Raw genomic sequence first — 19,610 nt, 5'->3', positions numbered from 1 at the left:
AAGGGAGTCCTAATCAATGGGAAAAACAACAAATTTAACCCCGCGCCAAATCGTAGAGAGACTTGACCAATTTATTATTGGGCAGAAAGATGCGAAGAAAGCTGTAGCTGTTGCCCTTAGGAATCGATACAGAAGAGGCTTGTTAAGCGAAAAATTACGGGATGAAATTATTCCGAAAAATATTTTAATGATTGGACCGACTGGTGTTGGTAAAACAGAAATAGCCCGCCGAATTGCTAAGCTAGTCGGGGCTCCCTTTGTTAAGGTTGAAGCAACCAAATTTACTGAAGTGGGATATGTTGGCCGGGATGTAGAATCCATGGTCCGTGACTTAGTAGAAACTTCCGTTCGATTGGTGAAAGAAGAAAGAATGCTTAACGTTAAAGAACGGGCAGAGGAAAATGCAAATGGCAGACTTGTAGACCTGCTTGTTCCGTCAGCAAAGAAAACAACCGGTTATAAAAATCCGCTTGAAATGTTATTTGGCGGGGGAAACTCCCAAAATGAACATGAATCACAGCAGACAGATGATTATTCGATTAACGAAAAGCGAAAAATTGTTAAGGAAAAGCTTGCATTAGGACAATTAGAGGATGAAATCGTTACCGTTGAAGTTGAAGAGCAGGCACCATCCATGTTTGATATGCTTCAAGGTTCGGGAATTGAACAAATGGGCATGAATATGCAGGATGCTTTGAGTAGTTTTATGCCGAAGAAACGTAAAAAAAGAAAATTAACAGTCCGGGAAGCAAGAAATGTTCTAACGAATGAAGAAGCACAAAAGTTGATTGATATGGATGAAGTAACCTCGGAAGCCGTTTACAGGGCAGAACAAAATGGCATCATTTTTATTGATGAAATCGATAAAATTGCAAGTAAAAATTCCGGTGGTTCCTCAGCGGATGTTTCCCGTGAAGGGGTTCAAAGAGATATTTTACCTGTTGTAGAAGGGTCAACAGTTGTAACCAAATATGGTTCTGTTAAAACAGATCATGTCTTATTTATTGCAGCAGGGGCATTCCATATGGCGAAGCCTTCCGATTTAATTCCAGAATTACAAGGCCGATTCCCGATTCGGGTTGAATTAACAAAATTAAATGTAGAAGATTTCTTCAGGATTCTAATTGAGCCTGATAATGCACTAATTAAACAATATCAAGCATTATTGGAAACAGAAGGTATACAAATTGAATTTTCTGACGATGCTATTCGTAGAATAGCTGAAATAGCTTTTGAAGTGAATCAAAATACCGATAATATTGGAGCGAGACGACTTCACACCATATTGGAGAAGCTTTTAGAGGATTTATCCTTTGAAGCTCCTGATATTACAATGGAAAAAATTACAATTACACCGCAATATGTCGACGACAAACTCGGAGCAATCTCAAGAAATAAGGACTTAAGTCAATTTATTCTTTAAAATGAGGGTGTTTCAGGCCTTTCTTATGGGGAAATATTAGAAAAACACCTAATATGTCAAAAGATGATTGTAATATATAAAATTTAATATTGGTTGCAGATCATTAGGAGGAAGAATTACATGGATTTACTTACAAAAACTAGAAAAATTAACGCATTATTACAAAAGGCTGCAGGAAAGCCGGTAAACTTTAAAGAAATGGCTGAAACATTAAGCGAAGTGATTGAGTCAAATACTTATGTTGTGAGCCGCCGTGGTAAATTATTAGGTTTTGCTGTTAATCAGCATTTTGAAAATGAACGCATGTCAAAAATGTTAGAAGAGCGTCAATTCCCTGAGGAGTATACGAAAGGTTTATTTAATATTCAAGAAACATCTCCAAACCTTGACGTGAACAGTGAATATACTGCCTTTCCGGTTGAAAATAAAGAACTTTTCCCAGAAGGCTTAACAACGGTTGTTCCGATTATTGGCGGCGGTGAGCGGTTAGGGACATTAATCTTGGCAAGAGTGCAGGAAAAATTCCTTGACGATGATTTAATTCTTGCTGAATATGGTGCAACTGTAGTAGGTATGGAAATTTTACGTGAAAAAGCAGAGGAAATTGAAGAAGAAGCTAGAAGCAAAGCAGTCGTACAAATGGCGATTAGTTCATTGTCTTATAGTGAACTTGAAGCAATTGAACATATTTTTGAAGAATTAAACGGTCATGAAGGTTTATTAGTTGCATCCAAAATTGCCGACCGTGTAGGGATTACCCGCTCTGTTATTGTTAACGCATTAAGAAAGCTTGAAAGTGCGGGCGTAATTGAGTCTCGTTCCCTTGGTATGAAAGGTACGTATATTAAAGTCTTAAATGATAAGTTCTTAGTAGAGCTTGATAAATTAAGATCTAATTAATAGAAGTGACCTTTAAAGGTTGAGTCCCCTATTTGCATAAATAGGGGATTCTTATTTTTAATAAACTAATTCTTGATTTGTTATCTATACTTATGCTATATTATTTGATGGTGTTAATACACACGCTTGTTGATTTAAACAGACGGTGCTGTTTAAATGAACAGTTTCTGTTTAAAAATGAGACGAGCGGAGGAAAACAAACCATTAGGAGGAAAAAACATGTCAGTCATTTCTATGAAGCAATTGCTTGAAGCTGGTGTACATTTTGGACACCAAACTCGTCGTTGGAACCCTAAAATGAAGAAATATATCTTCACTGAGCGTAACGGCATCTATATCATCGACCTTCAAAAAACAGTTAAGAAGGTTGAAGAAGCTTATAACTGGGTAAAAGAACTTGCTGGTAACGGCGGAACAGTTCTTTTCGTTGGTACAAAAAAACAAGCTCAAGATTCTGTTAAAGAAGAAGCAGCTCGTTCTGGTCAGTACTATGTAAACCAACGCTGGTTAGGTGGTACATTAACAAACTTCGAAACAATCCAAAAGCGTATTGGCCGCTTAAAAAATATTGAAAGAATGTCAGAAGACGGAACTTTCGATGTTTTACCTAAAAAAGAAGTTGTTCAATTAAAGAAAGAACAAGAACGTCTTGAAAAATTCCTAGGCGGAATCAAAGACATGAAACAGCTTCCTGATGCATTATTCATCATTGACCCTCGTAAAGAGCGTATCGCAGTTGCAGAAGCTAAGAAATTAAACATTCCTATCGTAGGAATTGTTGATACAAACTGTGATCCGGATGAAATCGATGTAGTCATTCCTGCTAACGACGATGCAATCCGCGCAGTTAAACTATTAACTGGAAAAATGGCAGATGCAATCCTTGAAGCAAAACAAGGTGAAGAAGTAGCGGTAGAAGCTTAATTCTATAGTGCTAACGAACAAAAAGGTGATAAGAGGGAGACCCTTTATCACCTTTTTTTAAAGAAAGCTTAGCTATAAGTCAAGCTCTAAGAGCGCAGACAAAAGCTTAGTTGCAAGTTAGAAGGTTTATCTTAAGATTGATTGGCTAAGATATGAATACATAGTTTATAAGGAGGAACACATTATGGCAGTAACGGCTCAAATGGTTAAAGAACTTCGTGAAAAAACAGGCGCAGGTATGATGGATTGTAAAAAAGCATTAACTGAAACAAATGGTGACATGGACAAAGCCATTGATTACCTACGCGAAAAAGGAATTGCAAAAGCTGCAAAGAAAGCAGATCGTATTGCTGCTGAAGGAACAACTTACATTTTAACAGAAGGTAATGAAGCAGTTATCCTTGAAGTGAACTCAGAAACAGATTTCGTTGCGAAAAACGAAGGTTTCCAAACACTTGTTAAGGAACTTGCTGCACACCTATTGAAAAATAAACCAGCTACTGTTGAAGAAGCTGCTGAGCAAAAAATGGAAAATGGTACAATTGTTTCTGAACACATCAATGCTGCAATTGCAAAAATTGGTGAAAAGCTTTCCCTTCGCCGCTTTGTAATTGTATCTAAATCTGATAATGACGCATTCGGTGCATACCTTCACATGGGTGGTCGCATCGGTGTTCTAACCGTACTTGAAGGAACAACTGATGCAAGTGCTGCAAAAGATGTTTCCATGCATATCGCAGCGTTAAATCCAAAATATGTTTCTCGTGATCAAGTATCTCAAGAAGAAGTTGAGAGTGAGCGCGAAATCTTAACTCAACAAGCACTTAACGAAGGTAAGCCGGAAAATATCGTTGCAAAAATGGTTGAAGGCCGTCTTGGAAAATACTTTGAGGATGTTTGTGTTCTTGACCAAGCATTTGTTAAAAACCCTGATCAAAAAGTACGCCAATTCGTTGAATCAAAAGGTGCTACCGTTCGCGAATTCATTCGTTTTGAAGTAGGCGAAGGAATTGAAAAACGTGAAGATAACTTCGCAGAAGAAGTTATGAACCAAGTAAATAAAAAATAATTTGAATAGGGAGCACATTGTGTTCCCTATTTTTGAAGCATGAAAGAATTAAATGGTAATACATAAACAAAAATACGGAGGTTTATATGGGTAGTCCTAAGTACAAACGCGTCGTTTTAAAATTAAGCGGGGAAGCACTTGCGGGAGAGTCGAGCTTTGGAATTAAACCATCCGTGATTAAATCCATTGCTATTCAAGTAAAAGAGATTGCGGAACTTGGAGTTGAGGTAGCTGTTGTTGTTGGCGGAGGCAATATCTGGCGCGGGAAAATTGGCAGTGAGATGGGCATGGACCGGGCAACCGCTGATTACATGGGGATGTTGGCGACAGTGATGAATTCCTTAGCACTTCAGGATAGTTTAGAGAATTTAGGAATCGAATCACGTGTGCAAACATCAATTGAAATGCGCCAGGTAGCAGAACCCTATATTCGACGTCGTGCAATGAGACATCTAGAAAAGAAACGCGTCGTAATTTTTGCAGCAGGTACTGGAAATCCCTATTTCTCGACAGATACAACAGCAGCACTGAGAGCAGCAGAAATTGATGCAGAAGTTATTTTAATGGCAAAAAATAATGTGGATGGCGTATATTCTGCAGACCCTCGTATAGATAAAAATGCAACTAAATATGAAGAGCTTTCTTATCTTGATGTAATCAAAGAAGGATTGGCTGTAATGGATTCGACTGCTTCTTCGTTATGTATGGATAATGATATTCCGCTTATTGTTTTTTCAATTATGGAACAAGGAAATATTAAACGCGCCGTAATGGGTGAGAAAATTGGAACCATTGTTAGGGGGAAAAATTAATGCCAAAACAAGTCATATCCACTGCAAAGGATAAAATGTCAAAGGGGATTCAAGCATTTTCACGTGAGCTTGCAAGCATTCGTGCCGGAAGAGCAAGTGCATCCCTATTAGACCGGATTACTGTTGATTATTACGGAGCACCTACTCCAGTGAATCAGGTAGCCGGAATTACAACACCTGAAGCAAGACTTCTTGTCATCCAGCCTTACGATAAATCCATTCTTGGTGATATCGAGAAAGCAATCCTTAAGTCTGATTTAGGCCTAAATCCTTCAAATGATGGTACGATCATCCGGATTGCAATTCCTCAATTAACAGAAGAACGCCGTAAGGAACTTGTTAAATTAGTGAAAAAAGAATCAGAAGAAGCAAAAGTAGCAATTCGAAATGTTCGTCGTGATGCAAATGAAGACTTGAAAAAGTTGGAGAAAAAAGGCGAAATTACCGAAGATGATCTTCGTGGCTATTCTGATGATATTCAAAAATTGACAGATGAAAATATCAATAAAATTGATAAGATTACAAAAGACAAAGAGAAAGAAATTATGGAAGTATAAACAATTTACTTGGCAGGGCGACCCTCTATTTTAGGGGGTTTTTTCACTATTTACGCTAAGAATCTTTTTGAAGATTTATTAAAAGAAGTTTTCTGAATATTATTCTTAATTCCTTTTATTTTACATAAGTTAGTTATTAGAAGATATCTTTACGGTTTTTTGGTATGATAAAAACATGTTAAAATGATTATTCATATGATTTATAACTGTTTCTGGTTCGAATAGAGAAAAATCTATTATCGGAGTATATGATTAACTTAATTTGGAGGAGCATTGTCATGTTTAATAAAATAAGGCTTTGGAAGAATCAAAATAACTCTTCCACACTCCGAGAAAAAATAGAGGAAATTAAAAAATTACCAATTCCTGAGCATGTTGCCATTATAATGGATGGAAATGGGAGATGGGCAAAAAAAAGGGCATTACCGCGTGTAGCGGGTCACCATGAAGGAATGAAGGTTGTCCGAAAAATAACACGGCTTTCAAATAAACTGGGTATTAAAACATTAACCCTATATGCCTTTTCAACTGAGAATTGGAAGCGACCTAAAAACGAAGTCGAATATATTATGAAATTACCTGAGGAATTTTTGGGTACGTTCCTCCCGGAATTAATTGAAGAAAATGTCCAAGTGAAAATGATGGGATACAAAGATAAACTCCCTGTACATACATTACACGCGATTGAAAAAGCTATAGAAGAAACAAAAAATAATAATGGACTAGTCTTAAACTTTGCGCTGAATTACGGAAGCAGGGCTGAAATCATTGATGCAGTCAAACAAGTCGTAAGTGATTGCAGAAGTGGTATAATGAATGAAAATGATTTAAATGAAGAGGTTTTTTCCTCTTATTTAATGACAGCAAACATGATGGACCCTGATCTATTAATTCGAACAAGCGGTGAAATTCGCTTGAGTAATTTTATGCTTTGGCAATTGGCTTATACTGAATTCTGGTTTACTGAGGTTTTATGGCCGGATTTTAGTGAAGAGCACCTGCTTGAGGCGATTAAAACCTTTCAAAATCGTCAGCGCCGGTTTGGAGGAGTCTAGACCATAAAGGTGTGAAACTAATAGATGAAGCAAAGAATCATAACAGCAGTCGTGGCAGCTGTACTTTTTGTTCCGATTGTGTTTTATGGAGGACTCCCATTTGTCCTATTAACGTATTTTTTAGCAACGATTGGCTTGTATGAGCTTTTAAAAATGAGAAATCTCTCTTTTTTTACAGTCCATGGCTTTTTGGCAACATTGTTTCTTTGGGTGATTTTATTCCCGAAGCAATATGACCACGTCATCAATACTTTTTATTATTCAAAAACAGAATTGGCCATTATTTTTGTATTGTTACTGTTGGCCTATACGGTGATTACAAAAAACCGATTTACCTTTGAAGATGCTTCTTTTTCCCTTCTATCTGCCGTTTATGTTGGAATGGGTTTTTATTTCTTCATGGAAGCACGTGATGCCGGTCTTGTTTATATTTTCTATTCTTTATTTATCATGTGGGCAACTGATTCTGGTGCTTATTTTATCGGGAAAGCTACCGGCAAGAAAAAATTATGGCCAGAAATAAGCCCAAATAAGACGGTCGAAGGTTTTATTGGCGGAGTTGTTTGTGCTCTTATTGTGGCAGTATTGTTTGCTTTATTTTCTGATATTAATGCAACTTTGATTGAATTGTTAGGAATTACGGTAGTATTATCCGTTTTTGGACAAATTGGTGATTTAGTCGAATCGGCATTTAAACGTCACTTTAATGTAAAGGATTCAGGAAAAATTCTACCTGGGCATGGTGGAATACTTGATCGATTTGACAGCTTATTGTTTGTCTGGCCGTTATTACATTTTTTTCATCTTTGGTAACAACAAGTACTATGAGATAGTCTTGGTATAACAACAAGACCTGCTTTTTTTGGGAGTTGAATTTTTTGAAAACAATTAGTTTATTAGGTGCTACAGGATCCATCGGTACCCAAACACTGGATATAATTCGTGAGCACCCGGCAGAATTTCAGTTGGCTGCCATGTCTGTTGGGAAAAATATTAACCTGGCAAGAAAATTCATCCAAGAGTTCAAGCCGCAGCTTGTTTCGGTACAGGATTATCAAGACTGTGCAACACTAAATTCAGAGTTTCCAAATACAATATTCACATTTGGACACGAAGGGTTAATTGAGGTTGCCATATATGAAAAAGCAGATATCCTGGTTAATGCGGTTCTTGGGAGTGTAGGGCTGAACCCGACATTACAGGCAATTGAAAGCGGGAAAGTGATCGCAATTGCCAATAAGGAAACGTTGGTTACTGCAGGCCATCTTGTCATGGATGCTGTAAAGAGGAATAATGTTATCTTGCTGCCGGTCGATAGTGAGCACTCTGCAATTTTTCAGGCCTTACAAGGAGAAAAGCATAAAAATATAGAAAGATTAATCTTAACAGCATCAGGTGGAAGCTTCCGGGACCGCTCACGTATGGAATTGGAAGATGTTACGGTTGAAGATGCATTAAACCATCCAAACTGGTCAATGGGTGCAAAAATTACTGTCGACTCTGCTACGATGATGAACAAAGGCTTAGAAGTAATTGAGGCTCACTGGCTGTTTGATATGCCTTATGAAAAAATTGATGTCCTGCTCCACAAGGAAAGTATTATTCATTCCATGGTTGAATTTCATGATAGTAGTATAATCGCCCAGCTGGGAACACCGGATATGAGGGTGCCAATCCAATTAGCCCTTACCTACCCGGATCGAGCCCCGCTTCCGTCAGCAAACCGGCTAAATTTAGCGCAAATTGGTAAATTGCATTTTCAGGAAATGGATCTAGAACGCTTCCGCTGTCTAAGATTCGCCTACCATGCCGGAAAAGAGGGCGGAACAATGCCAACTGCCTTGAATGCCGCAAATGAAGTGGCAGTTGCGGCATTTTTGGAAGGGAAAATTCGATTCTTGCAAATTGAAGATTTGATTGAAAAAGCAATACACGCTCATCAAACGATTGAACACCCAAGCTTAGCTGCAATTCAAGAGGTCGACAAAGAAACGAGACAATTTGTACGTTCACTTCTATAAGAAGCTCCAAACGCCTAGGCGCTGAGCTAGACAGTTATCGAAGTTAAAAGTCACTTCCTTATCCTGATAAAAGGTGGTTTTACTATTGACAACAGTTATAGCCTTTATTGTAATCTTTGGCGCACTTGTCTTTTTTCATGAATTGGGTCACTTAATTTTTGCAAAAAGGGCAGGAATCTTGTGTCGTGAATTTGCAATCGGCTTCGGTCCAAAGGTTTTTTCACATAAAAAAGGAGAAACAACCTATACCATTCGCTTACTGCCTATTGGAGGATTTGTCCGTATGGCGGGTGAGGATCCTGAAATGGTTGAAATTAAGCCTGGATATCGTATTGGCTTATTGTTTGATAAAGATGAAAAAGTAAGTAAGATTATTCTTAATAATAAAGAAAAGTATCCAGATTGCCGGATAGTAGAGGTTGAATATGCTGATATCGAGAAAGATTTAATCATCAAAGGATATCCGGATGATGAGGATGATCAACTCAGGACCTTTGCAATTCAACCGAATGCAATGGTTGTTGAAAATGGAATTGAGTCCCAAATTGCTCCACTAGACCGCCAATTTGGATCTAAAACATTATGGCAAAGAACGATGGCTATTTTTGCAGGACCGATGATGAATTTTGTTCTTGCTTTTATTATTTTTATTGTAATTGCCCTTTTGCAAGGGGTACCTACAAATGATCCTAAATTAGGGGAAATTACGGCTGATGGTGCTGCAAATGCTGCAGGACTTCACAAAGGAGATGTAGTCCAAAGTATTAATGGTGCTGAGGTTAGCAGTTGGTCTGATGTGGTAGAAATTATCCGAAATAGTCCAAATAAAAAATTAGATTTTACGATTACGCGTAACGGAAAAGATATGGATGTCCAAGTGACGCCGATTGAAAAAACCATTGATGGGAAGAAAATGGGGTTAATCGGTGTTTATAGCCCGGTCGAGAAATCCCCAATTCAAGCTATTTCTTCTGGGTTTAAAGATACGTATTCTTGGACGATGCAAATCATCATCATGCTTGGGAAATTAGTTACTGGTCAATTTTCAATCAATATGCTTTCCGGTCCAGTCGGCATTTATCAAGCTACCGATACTGTAGCGAAATCAGGTATCTATTATTTAATGAAATGGGCTGGAATCTTAAGTATAAATTTGGGCATCATGAATTTACTGCCTATACCGGCACTTGATGGTGGAAGGTTAATGTTTTTTGCGGTTGAGGCACTTAGAGGGAAACCAATCGACCGTCAAAAAGAAGGGATGGTCCACTTTATCGGATTCGCCCTGTTGATGCTGTTAATGCTCGTTGTAACTTGGAATGATATCCAAAGATTTTTCTTATAAAATTTTCTAGGTACCTTATATGGGGTGCCTTTCTTTTTTGACTGAAATTAGATGAAGTTTCCTGTCGAATAAACACGAATCATCTTGGTTGATATGTTATAATTATTATTTGAACAATAGAGACTAGAAGATTAAAGATAGATGGGAGAGAGAATGATGAGCGAAAATGCCTTAGGCAATAAAGAGCGATTCTTACTCTTGCTCCAGCAGCTGCAAATGCAAGAAGATGCTGTGGTAGCACATTTTCCAAATGCACAAATTGAAAAACTAATCGTTGAAAAGAAAGCACGCAAGTGGCATTTCCAATTTTTATTAGAAAAAATCCTTCCCTTCAGTGTATATATTCGCTTTACTACCCAATTGGAAAGAACATTTTCAAATATTGCCCGTATTTCGTATGAAATAAATGTTGACGGGCAAGCCTTCACACCGGATTTATTATTAGAGTATTGGAACCATTGTATCCAGCAGATTGATGGTATAGCACCGCCTTTATTAAAGCTATTAAATGAACAAATTCCTACCGTTAACGGGAATAAAGTATCGGTTTCTGTACGAAATGAAACCGAGGGTCTTGCACTGTCACGAAAATATGGAGGAGTGATTAGTAAGATCTATCAATCCTTTGGCTTTCCAGTTCTTACAATTGAAACGACAATCCAAAGTGTAGAAAAGAACAATGAATATGAACAGTTTTTACTGGCAAAACAAAAGGAAGACCAGGAACGCGGGCTTCAAGCACTTGTAGAGTTACAGAAGAAAGAAGCAGAAAAAGAGCAATCCAGCGGTGATATTCCGCAAGGACCGCTTACAATTGGTCTTACGATTAAGGATGATAATGATTACCGAACAATGATTGATATCGTGGACGAAGAGAGAAGAGTAACAGTCCAAGGGTATATTTTTAATGCTGAAACGAGAGAACTTAGAAGCGGCCGTACCTTGCTAACCTTTAAAATTACCGACTATACAAGTTCCATTATGGTCAAAATGTTCTCAAGAGATAAAGAGGATGCTAACCTTTTTCAGCATGTTAAAAAAGGAATGTGGGTAAAGGTTAGAGGAAGTATCCAGAATGACACGTTCGTTCGGGATCTTGTGATGATTGGGAATGATATAAATGAAATAAAACCAGCAGGCCGTAATGATACTACTCCGGAAGATGAGAAGCGAGTTGAACTCCATCTTCATACTCCGATGAGCCAGATGGATGCGGTTACCCCTGTGAGCACCCTTATTGCTCAGGCAAAAAAATGGGGTCACAAAGCAATTGCGGTTACCGACCATGCGGTTGCTCAATCTTTTCCCGAGGCATTTGGTGCCGGTAAAAAGAATGATATTAAAATTCTATATGGAATTGAAGCTAATCTAATTGATGACGGCGTACCGATTGCATATAATGATGCCCATCGGTTACTGGCTGAGGACATCTTTGTTGTTTTTGACGTAGAGACAACGGGGCTTTCTGCTGTCTATGATACGATCATAGAACTTGCCGCAGTAAAAATTCGAGACGGAGAAATTATTGACCGCTTTGAGTCATTTGCAAACCCTCATCATCGATTATCGGCAACAACGATTAATTTGACGGGTATTACCGACGATATGGTCGAAAATGCACCAGAGGTTGCGGAAGTAATCCAAAAATTCCACGACTGGGTTGATGATGCCGTTCTAGTCGCCCATAATGCTTCCTTTGATATGGGATTCCTTAATGTTGGATACAAAAATATCGGCTTAGAAAAAGCGAAAAACCCGGTAATTGATACGCTAGAACTTGGGCGTTTTCTTTATCCTGAACTAAAAAACCACCGGTTAAATACGCTGACTAAAAAGTTTGATATCGAATTAACCCAGCACCACCGGGCGATTTTTGACGCCGAAGCAACAGGATATTTACTTTTAAAAATGCTTAAGGATGCGCTTGATAAAGGCATTGAATACCATGATCAATTCAATGACAACATGGGGAAAGGGAATGCGTATCAAAGGGCAAGACCCTATCACTGTACCTTAATGGCACAAAACGAAATTGGATTAAAGAATTTATTTAAATTGGTTTCTATTTCGCACCTTGAGTATTATTACAGGGTTCCGCGATTACCTCGGTCCGTACTTCAAAAATATCGTGAAGGCATTTTAGTTGGTTCCGCATGCGATAAAGGAGAGGTTTTTGAGGGAATGATGCAAAAATCCCCTGAAGAAGTAGAAGCCTTTGCTCAGTTTTATGACTATCTCGAGGTTATGCCAAAACCCGTGTATGCTCCGATGTTAGAAATGGAATTAATCAAAAATGAAAAAGCCTTGGAAGAAATTATCGGAAACATTGTGAAGCTTGGAGATAAACTGGGAATTCCAGTTGTTGCAACCGGAAATGTACATTATTTAAACGAAAACGATAAAATCTACCGGAAAATATTGATTAACTCTCAAGGCGGCGCGAATCCACTTAACCGCCATCAGCTTCCTGATGTTCACTTCCGGACAACGAATGATATGCTCGAGGAGTTTTCGTTTTTAGGTGCGGAAAAGGCGAAGGAAATTGTCGTAACGAATACAAATAAAATTGCCGATATGATTGAAGTCATTAAACCAATTAAAGACGATCTTTATACACCAAGAATCGAAGGCGCCGATGAGGAAATGAGAGAAATGAGTTATGCCATGGCCCGAAAAATTTATGGTGAACCGCTTCCTGAAATTGTGGAAGCCCGTCTGGAAAAAGAGTTGAAAAGCATCATCGGCCACGGCTTTGCCGTAATTTATTTAATTTCTCATAAGCTTGTAAAAAAATCGCTGGACGATGGGTACCTTGTTGGTTCACGTGGATCAGTCGGTTCGTCATTTGTTGCAACCATGACAGAGATTACCGAAGTAAATCCTTTGCCGCCGCATTATATTTGTCCAACTTGTAAACGTTCTGAATTTTTTAATGACGGTTCAGTTGGTTCTGGATTTGATTTGCCTGATAAAGATTGTCCGCAATGTGGGGGGAAATATCGGAAGGATGGTCATGATATTCCGTTCGAAACCTTCCTTGGCTTTAAAGGAGATAAGGTTCCTGATATTGACTTGAACTTCTCCGGGGAATATCAGCCGCGTGCCCATAACTACACAAAGGTACTTTTCGGAGAAGAGTATGTATATCGTGCCGGAACAATCGGAACCGTTGCCGATAAAACGGCATTTGGCTATGTTAAGGCCTATCAACAGGATAATAATCTCCAAATCCGGGGAGCAGAAGTGGAAAGACTGGCATCCGGATGTACCGGGGTTAAACGAACCACCGGTCAGCACCCGGGAGGGATTATTGTTATCCCCGATTACATGGATGTTTATGATTTTACACCGATTCAGTTTCCGGCAGATGATAAAACATCAGAATGGAAGACCACTCATTTTGACTTTCATTCGATTCATGATAATGTGTTAAAGCTTGATATACTAGGACACGATGATCCGACTGTAATCAGAATGCTGCAGGACTTAAGTGGAATTGACCCAAAAACAATTCCTACCGATGATCCGGAAGTTATGAAGATTTTTAGTGGAACCGAATCGTTAGGAGTAACAGCGCAGCAGATCATGTGTAAAACCGGAACATTGGGTATCCCTGAATTTGGAACGAGATTCGTTCGGCAAATGCTTGAAGATACCAAACCGACTACCTTTTCTGAACTTGTTCAAATTTCCGGTCTTTCCCATGGAACGGATGTATGGCTCGGGAATGCCCAAGAGCTAATCCATAATCAAACGTGTACGCTTAGTGAAGTAATTGGCTGCCGGGATGATATCATGGTCTATTTAATTTACCAAGGACTTGAGCCATCTTTTGCTTTTAAAATTATGGAATCCGTTCGTAAGGGGAAGGGCTTAAGTGAAGAAATGGAAGCAGAAATGCGCAAAAATGAAGTACCGGAATGGTATATTGATTCCTGTAAAAAAATAAAATATATGTTCCCGAAGGCCCATGCTGCGGCATATGTGTTAATGGCTGTAAGGATTGCTTATTTTAAAGTCCATTTGCCACTTCTTTATTACGCTGCCTACTTCACTGTCCGTGCTGAGGATTTCGATGTAGAAGCAATGGCGCGCGGCTCGGAAGCAATTCGGGCAAGAATTGAGGAAATCAATGCCAAAGGGCTTGAGGCATCGAATAAAGAGAAAAACCTTTTGACTGTTCTTGAATTAGCATTGGAAATGACAGAAAGAGGCTATTCTTTTAAGAAAATTGATTTATACAAATCTTCCGCATCTGAGTTTATTATTGAAGGTGACTCATTGATCCCGCCGTTTAATTCCATCCCCGGGCTTGGAACAAACGTTGCTTTAAGTATTGTAAAAGCAAGGAAAGAAGGCGAATTTTTATCAAAAGAGGACCTGCAACAGCGCGGGAAGGTTTCAAAGACTATTCTTGAATATTTAGACTTAATGGGCTGTCTGGAATCTCTGCCGGAACAAAACCAGTTGTCACTTTTCTAGTAAAGGCTTGAAACAAGGCTTTTGCTTTTCTAGTTTGCATAAAGAAGTTGACTATGGTATAGTTTTATTGGAAATACTAAGAAATACTCTCGTATTCAAGGAGTGGGGCAACCCACTCTTTCTTGTTTGTAAATAGGGTAAATTGATAAAACTTTCCGTGAACTACATATAATATGGGTGAAAAAAATCGGAAAAAGGAGGTTAAGCATGAGCAAAGTAACTGAAATAGTAGAAAAGCTGGCAGAACCAATCCTTGAAGAACTTGGTTTGGAGTTAGTCGAAATTGAGTATGTAAAAGAAGGAAAAAGCTGGTTTCTCCGCATTTATATCGATAAAGAACTCGGTGTTGACATTGAAGACTGCGGAGTAGTGAGTGAACGTCTTAGTGAAAAACTCGATGAATTGGATCCGATTCCCCATAATTATTTCCTTGAAGTATCTTCACCTGGTGCTGAACGTCCTTTGAAAAAAAATAAGGATTTTGAAAAAGCAATTGGAAAAAATGTATTCATTAAAACATATGAACCTATTGATGGTGAAAAAAGCTTTGAGGGTCTATTGCAAGGGTTTGATGGGCAGACCGTCACACTAGAGGTTAAAATAAAAACCCGCATAAAAAACATTGAAATTCCTTATGAAAAAATTGCAAATGCACGGCTGGCTGTTTCTTTTTCATAATGAAGAAATTTAAATAAGAGTTAGGGGGATACAAGCAAATGAGCAGCGAATTATTAGATGCTCTTACCATACTGGAGAGAGAAAAAGGAATTTCCAGAGATGTTTTAATCGAAGCGATTGAAGCGGCACTTATCTCCGCTTACCGCCGTAATTTTAATCAGGCACAAAACGTTAGAATAGATTTGAATTTACAAACAGGATCGATGAGGGTTTTTGCTAGAAAAGAGGTAGTGGATCAAGTATTTGACCCGCGGCTTGAAATTTCCGTTGAAGATGCACGAAGAATTAATCCAAACTACCAAGTTGAAGATATAGTCGAGATGGAAGTAACTCCTAAAGATTTTGGGAGAATTGCTGCTCAAACAGCGAAGCAAGTGGTGACACAGCGCGTTAGAGAAGCAGAGAGAGGAATTATTTATTCTGAATTTATCGACCGTGAAGAAGATATCATGACAGGTATCGTTCAAAGACTGGATTCTAAATTTATCTATGTAAGTCTTGGGAAAATTGAAGCATTGCTTCCGGTTAACGAACAAATGCCAAATGAACGCTATAAACCACATGATCGAATCAAGGTATTTATAACAAAGGTTGAAAAAACAACCAAAGGGCCGCAAATCTTTGTATCTCGTACACATCCTGGATTGCTCAAGCGCTTATTTGAAATCGAAGTACCTGAAATCTACGATGGAACGGTTGAAATTAAATCCGTTGCCCGCGAGGCAGGCGATCGTTCCAAAATTTCCGTTCATTCGGATAATTCTGAGGTCGATCCGGTGGGTTCTTGTGTGGGACCTAAAGGAACACGTGTTCAGGCGGTTGTGAATGAGTTAAAAGGTGAAAAAATCGATATTGTAAAATGGTCAGATGATCCTGTCGTATTTGTTGCGAATTCCTTAAGTCCTTCTAAAGTTTTGGATGTAATGGTAAATGAAGCGGATAAAGCAACAACAGTGGTTGTACCAGATTATCAACTTTCTCTGGCTATCGGAAAACGCGGTCAAAATGCTAGACTTGCCGCTAAGTTAACAGGGTGGAAAATTGATATAAAATCTGAAACGGAAGCACGTGAATTAGGTATTTATCCACGTGAAGAAACAATCAGACTTTTTGATGATCAAGTCGAAGACGATCATTTCGAATTCGAAGATGAATTAGATTAAGTGGTGGAGGTGGATGATCGTGAACACTCGTAAAAAAGTTCCAATGCGTAAATGCGTGGCAACAGGTGAAATGAAGCCAAAAAAAGAACTCGTTCGCATCGTTCGCTCAAAGGAAGGAGATGTCTCCATCGACCTGACTGGGAAAAAATCAGGCAGGGGTGCATACCTTTCAAAGGACAAGGAAGCTGTCCTTCAAGCCAAGAAGAAGAATATCTTATCTAACCACCTACAGGTTTCTATAGATGAATCATTGTATGAAGAACTACTTGAGTTGATAGAGAAGGAGAACAGACTATCCAAATGAACCATCAAAAATGGATGTCATTGCTTGGCTTAGCCAATCGAGCACGTAAAATCACGTCGGGTGAGGAGCTGACCGTCAAACAGATTCAGAGCGGAGGCGCAAAGCTCATTTTATTATCAGCAGATGCATCCGGAAATACAACCAAAAAAATTTCAGACAAGTGTAAATCGTATGAAGTTCCATTAAAAATAGTGGAAAATCGCCATCTTCTTGGCCATGCAATTGGCAAGGAAGCCCGCGTAGTTGTAGCTGTATTGGATGATGGATTTGCTAAAAAACTGGTAACGTTGCTCGATTAATTTTAGCGGGGGTGAAAAAATGAGTAAAATACGTGTTTATGAATATGCAAAGAAACATAATGTTTCAAGTAAAGATGTAATTACAAAATTAAAAGAAATGAATATAGAGGTTTCTAACCATATGGCAACAATTGAAGATGCAGATATAGTAAAACTAGACGCTACTTTTAATAAAAACACTAGCAATACACAACAGAATCAAACAAAAACGCAGCAACAAAATCGTTCAAATCAAAGACCACAGCAGGGAGCAAAGCCACAGGTGCAGAGTAAAACAAGTCCAAAGGCTTTTGAGGATGATGACTCAAAAAACGCTGCTCCAAGTAAGGTGAAAGTTGTCTCTCCTCCAAAAACGGCTGAAGGCAAAAAGCAAAACCAGCAATTCCAATCAAAGGAAAATAAAGTGTTCAATTCTGGAAAAGGTAATAAAAAACCTTTTAATAATAATCAAAATCGTAATAATAATAACAATCGTAAAAAGAACCACACACCAGTTCAACAAGTACAGCCACAAAAGAAGAAAGAGAAAGAGCTTCCGGCTAAAATTACGTTTAGTGAATCTTTGACTGTTGGAGAACTAGCTAAAAAAATATACCGTGAGCCTTCTGAAATTATCAAGAAACTCTTTTTATTAGGAGTAATGGCTACGATCAACCAAGTATTAGATAAAGATGCGATTGAATTGATTGCCGGTGAATATGGGGTTGAGGTTGAAGAAGAAATCAAAATCGATACAACTGATTTAGAGGTTTATTTTACAGAGGATTCAACAGAAGAGCTTGTAGAAAGACCAGCAGTTGTTACGATCATGGGACACGTTGACCATGGGAAAACAACCTTACTTGACTCTATACGGAATACGAAAGTAACCGAAGGAGAAGCCGGTGGAATCACTCAGCATATCGGTGCCTATCAGGTAGTTGAAAACGGCAAGAAAATTACCTTCTTGGATACCCCGGGACATGCTGCCTTCACGACGATGCGTGCACGTGGAGCAAAAATTACCGATATTACCATCCTTGTTGTTGCCGCAGATGATGGTGTGATGCCGCAAACAGTTGAGGCGATCAACCATGCAAAGGCTGCTGAGGTTCCAATTATTGTTGCTGTTAATAAAATGGATAAGGAAGCAGCAAATGCTGACCGTGTTATGCAGGAATTAACAGAGCATGGATTGGTTTCAGAAGCATGGGGTGGGGATACTATCTTTGTACCACTTTCTGCAAAAACAGGGGATGGGATCGATAACCTATTAGAAATGATTCTTCTTGTAAGTGAAGTTGAAGAATACAAAGCAATTCCAAATCGGAAGGCTTTAGGTACCGTTATTGAAGCACAATTGGATAAAGGACGCGGCTCGGTTGCAACTTTATTGGTTCAAAACGGAACATTAAAAATCGGTGATCCGATCGTTGTTGGAAACACTTTTGGCCGTGTTCGTGCAATGGTGAACGATAAAGGACGACGTGTAAAAGAGGCAGGTCCATCGACACCTGTTGAGATTACTGGGTTAAACGAGGTACCGCAAGCCGGAGATCGTTTTGTTGTTTTTGATGATGAAAAAACAGCTCGTCAAGTTGGGGAAGCACGTGCACAGCAGGCACTTGCTGCACAACGTGGTGAAAAGTCCCGTGTCAGCTTAGAAAACTTATTTGAGCAATTAAAACAAGGCGAAATGAAAGACTTGAATGTCATTATTAAAGCGGACGTTCAAGGGTCAGCGGAAGCTGTTGCCGCCTCATTGATGAAGATTGATGTAGAAGGCGTTAATATTAAAATTATTCACAGCGGAGCCGGTGCGATAAATGAGTCAGATATTACACTTGCTGCTGCTTCAAATGCGATTGTGATTGGTTTTAATGTGCGTCCAGATGCAAATGCTAAGCGTGCAGCTGAAGCAGAGGATGTTGATGTACGCCTTCACCGTATTATTTATAAAGTAATTGAAGAAATTGAAGCGGCCATGAAGGGAATGCTTGATCCTGAATTCGAAGAAAAGATTATTGGTCAAGCTGAGATCCGCCAAACATTCAAGGTTTCCAAAGTGGGAACGATTGCTGGTTCATATGTAACGGATGGTAAAATCACCCGAGACAGCGGCATTCGCTTAATTCGTAACGGGGTTGTCATTTTTGAAGGAACAATTGATGCCTTAAAACGTTTTAAAGATGATGCAAAAGAAGTTGCACAAGGGTATGAATGCGGGATTACCATTAAAAACTTTAATGATGTTAAAGAGGGAGATATCATTGAAGCCTATGTAATGGAAGAAGTAGAACGGAAATGATCATCGGCTCGGCCGTATGTGAATGCATCATCTATGATGCCCATTCATTAAAGGATAAGCGTTCCGTTTTGCAGCGAATTCTAACTCGGTTAAGGCAAAAATTTAATGTTTCTGTGTCAGAGGTTGATTATCAGGATGTATGGCAAAGGACCAAAATTGCCATTGTTGTGGTAACTCAGGCAAAAGTTTCGACCGAACAGGAACTGCAAAATGCCTTACGATTGATAGATTCGTTCCCAGAGATAGAGAGAACGATTACCGAGATTGAATGGCTTTAGATTAAGAGGTGAA

Annotated in this window: 17 protein-coding genes; all 17 read left to right on the top strand. The window is 38.9% G+C overall.

Annotation, left to right across the window (positions count from 1 at the left end; genetic code table 11):
* Positions 1–16: 16 nt before the first annotated feature.
* Positions 17–1,423: an HslU--HslV peptidase ATPase subunit gene (hslU, locus tag J2Y67_RS01650; RefSeq protein ID WP_310169837.1), complete on the top strand. Its 1,407-nt coding sequence runs from the start codon at positions 17–19 to the stop codon at positions 1,421–1,423.
* 120 nt (positions 1,424–1,543) lie between these two features.
* Positions 1,544–2,323 (top strand): GTP-sensing pleiotropic transcriptional regulator CodY, encoded by a 780-nt coding sequence (codY, locus tag J2Y67_RS01645; protein WP_310169835.1) that lies wholly within the window; start codon positions 1,544–1,546, stop codon positions 2,321–2,323.
* Positions 2,324–2,542: 219 nt separating this feature from the next.
* The gene (gene rpsB, locus J2Y67_RS01640; protein WP_310169833.1) at positions 2,543–3,247 is read left to right on the top strand and encodes a 30S ribosomal protein S2; all 705 of its coding nucleotides are present in this window, start codon (positions 2,543–2,545) and stop codon (positions 3,245–3,247) included.
* 184 nt (positions 3,248–3,431) lie between these two features.
* Positions 3,432–4,316 (top strand): translation elongation factor Ts, encoded by an 885-nt coding sequence (gene tsf / locus J2Y67_RS01635; RefSeq protein ID WP_310169832.1) that lies wholly within the window; start codon positions 3,432–3,434, stop codon positions 4,314–4,316.
* Positions 4,317–4,402: 86 nt separating this feature from the next.
* On the top strand, positions 4,403–5,128 hold the full coding sequence (gene pyrH / locus J2Y67_RS01630; RefSeq protein ID WP_310169830.1) for a UMP kinase: 726 nt from the start codon (positions 4,403–4,405) through the stop codon (positions 5,126–5,128).
* Positions 5,128–5,685, top strand: a complete 558-nt coding sequence (frr, locus tag J2Y67_RS01625; RefSeq protein ID WP_310169829.1) for a ribosome recycling factor — start codon at positions 5,128–5,130, stop codon at positions 5,683–5,685. The genes pyrH and frr overlap by 1 nt, the downstream gene beginning before the upstream one ends.
* A gap of 278 nt (positions 5,686–5,963) precedes the next feature.
* Positions 5,964–6,740 (top strand): isoprenyl transferase, encoded by a 777-nt coding sequence (locus J2Y67_RS01620; RefSeq protein WP_310169827.1) that lies wholly within the window; start codon positions 5,964–5,966, stop codon positions 6,738–6,740.
* 24 nt (positions 6,741–6,764) lie between these two features.
* Positions 6,765–7,553: a phosphatidate cytidylyltransferase gene (locus tag J2Y67_RS01615; RefSeq protein WP_310169826.1), complete on the top strand. Its 789-nt coding sequence runs from the start codon at positions 6,765–6,767 to the stop codon at positions 7,551–7,553.
* A gap of 65 nt (positions 7,554–7,618) precedes the next feature.
* Positions 7,619–8,761: a 1-deoxy-D-xylulose-5-phosphate reductoisomerase gene (gene dxr, locus J2Y67_RS01610; protein WP_310169824.1), complete on the top strand. Its 1,143-nt coding sequence runs from the start codon at positions 7,619–7,621 to the stop codon at positions 8,759–8,761.
* Between the two features lie 85 nt (positions 8,762–8,846).
* Complete coding sequence (gene rseP / locus J2Y67_RS01605; protein WP_310169823.1) at positions 8,847–10,106, top strand: RIP metalloprotease RseP; 1,260 nt, start codon at positions 8,847–8,849, stop codon at positions 10,104–10,106.
* A 156-nt stretch (positions 10,107–10,262) separates the two neighbouring features.
* Complete coding sequence (locus J2Y67_RS01600; RefSeq protein WP_310169822.1) at positions 10,263–14,588, top strand: PolC-type DNA polymerase III; 4,326 nt, start codon at positions 10,263–10,265, stop codon at positions 14,586–14,588.
* A 207-nt stretch (positions 14,589–14,795) separates the two neighbouring features.
* Complete coding sequence (gene rimP / locus J2Y67_RS01595) at positions 14,796–15,266, top strand: ribosome maturation factor RimP (RefSeq protein WP_310169821.1); 471 nt, start codon at positions 14,796–14,798, stop codon at positions 15,264–15,266.
* 38 nt (positions 15,267–15,304) lie between these two features.
* On the top strand, positions 15,305–16,429 hold the full coding sequence (nusA, locus tag J2Y67_RS01590) for a transcription termination factor NusA (RefSeq protein ID WP_310169820.1): 1,125 nt from the start codon (positions 15,305–15,307) through the stop codon (positions 16,427–16,429).
* A 19-nt stretch (positions 16,430–16,448) separates the two neighbouring features.
* A complete protein-coding gene (gene rnpM, locus J2Y67_RS01585) occupies positions 16,449–16,733 on the top strand; it encodes an RNase P modulator RnpM (RefSeq protein ID WP_310169818.1) in 285 nt (94 codons plus the stop codon).
* Positions 16,730–17,032: a YlxQ family RNA-binding protein gene (locus tag J2Y67_RS01580; RefSeq protein WP_310169817.1), complete on the top strand. Its 303-nt coding sequence runs from the start codon at positions 16,730–16,732 to the stop codon at positions 17,030–17,032. The genes rnpM and J2Y67_RS01580 overlap by 4 nt, the downstream gene beginning before the upstream one ends.
* 19 nt (positions 17,033–17,051) lie before the next feature.
* Entirely contained in the window at positions 17,052–19,319 is a 2,268-nt protein-coding gene (gene infB, locus J2Y67_RS01575; protein WP_310169816.1) for a translation initiation factor IF-2, read from the top strand.
* Positions 19,316–19,597, top strand: coding sequence for a DUF503 domain-containing protein (locus J2Y67_RS01570; protein ID WP_310169815.1), 282 nt, complete (start codon positions 19,316–19,318; stop codon positions 19,595–19,597). Before infB ends, J2Y67_RS01570 begins: the two co-directional genes overlap by 4 nt.
* Positions 19,598–19,610: the final 13 nt, after the last annotated feature.

The sequence above is a fragment of the Neobacillus niacini genome (assembly GCF_031456445.1).
Classification (GTDB): Bacteria; Bacillota; Bacilli; order Bacillales; family Cytobacillaceae; genus Neobacillus; species Neobacillus niacini_I.
The sequence above is the reverse complement of the archived record's forward strand: the minus strand, read 5'-3'. Positions and strand labels throughout refer to the sequence as shown.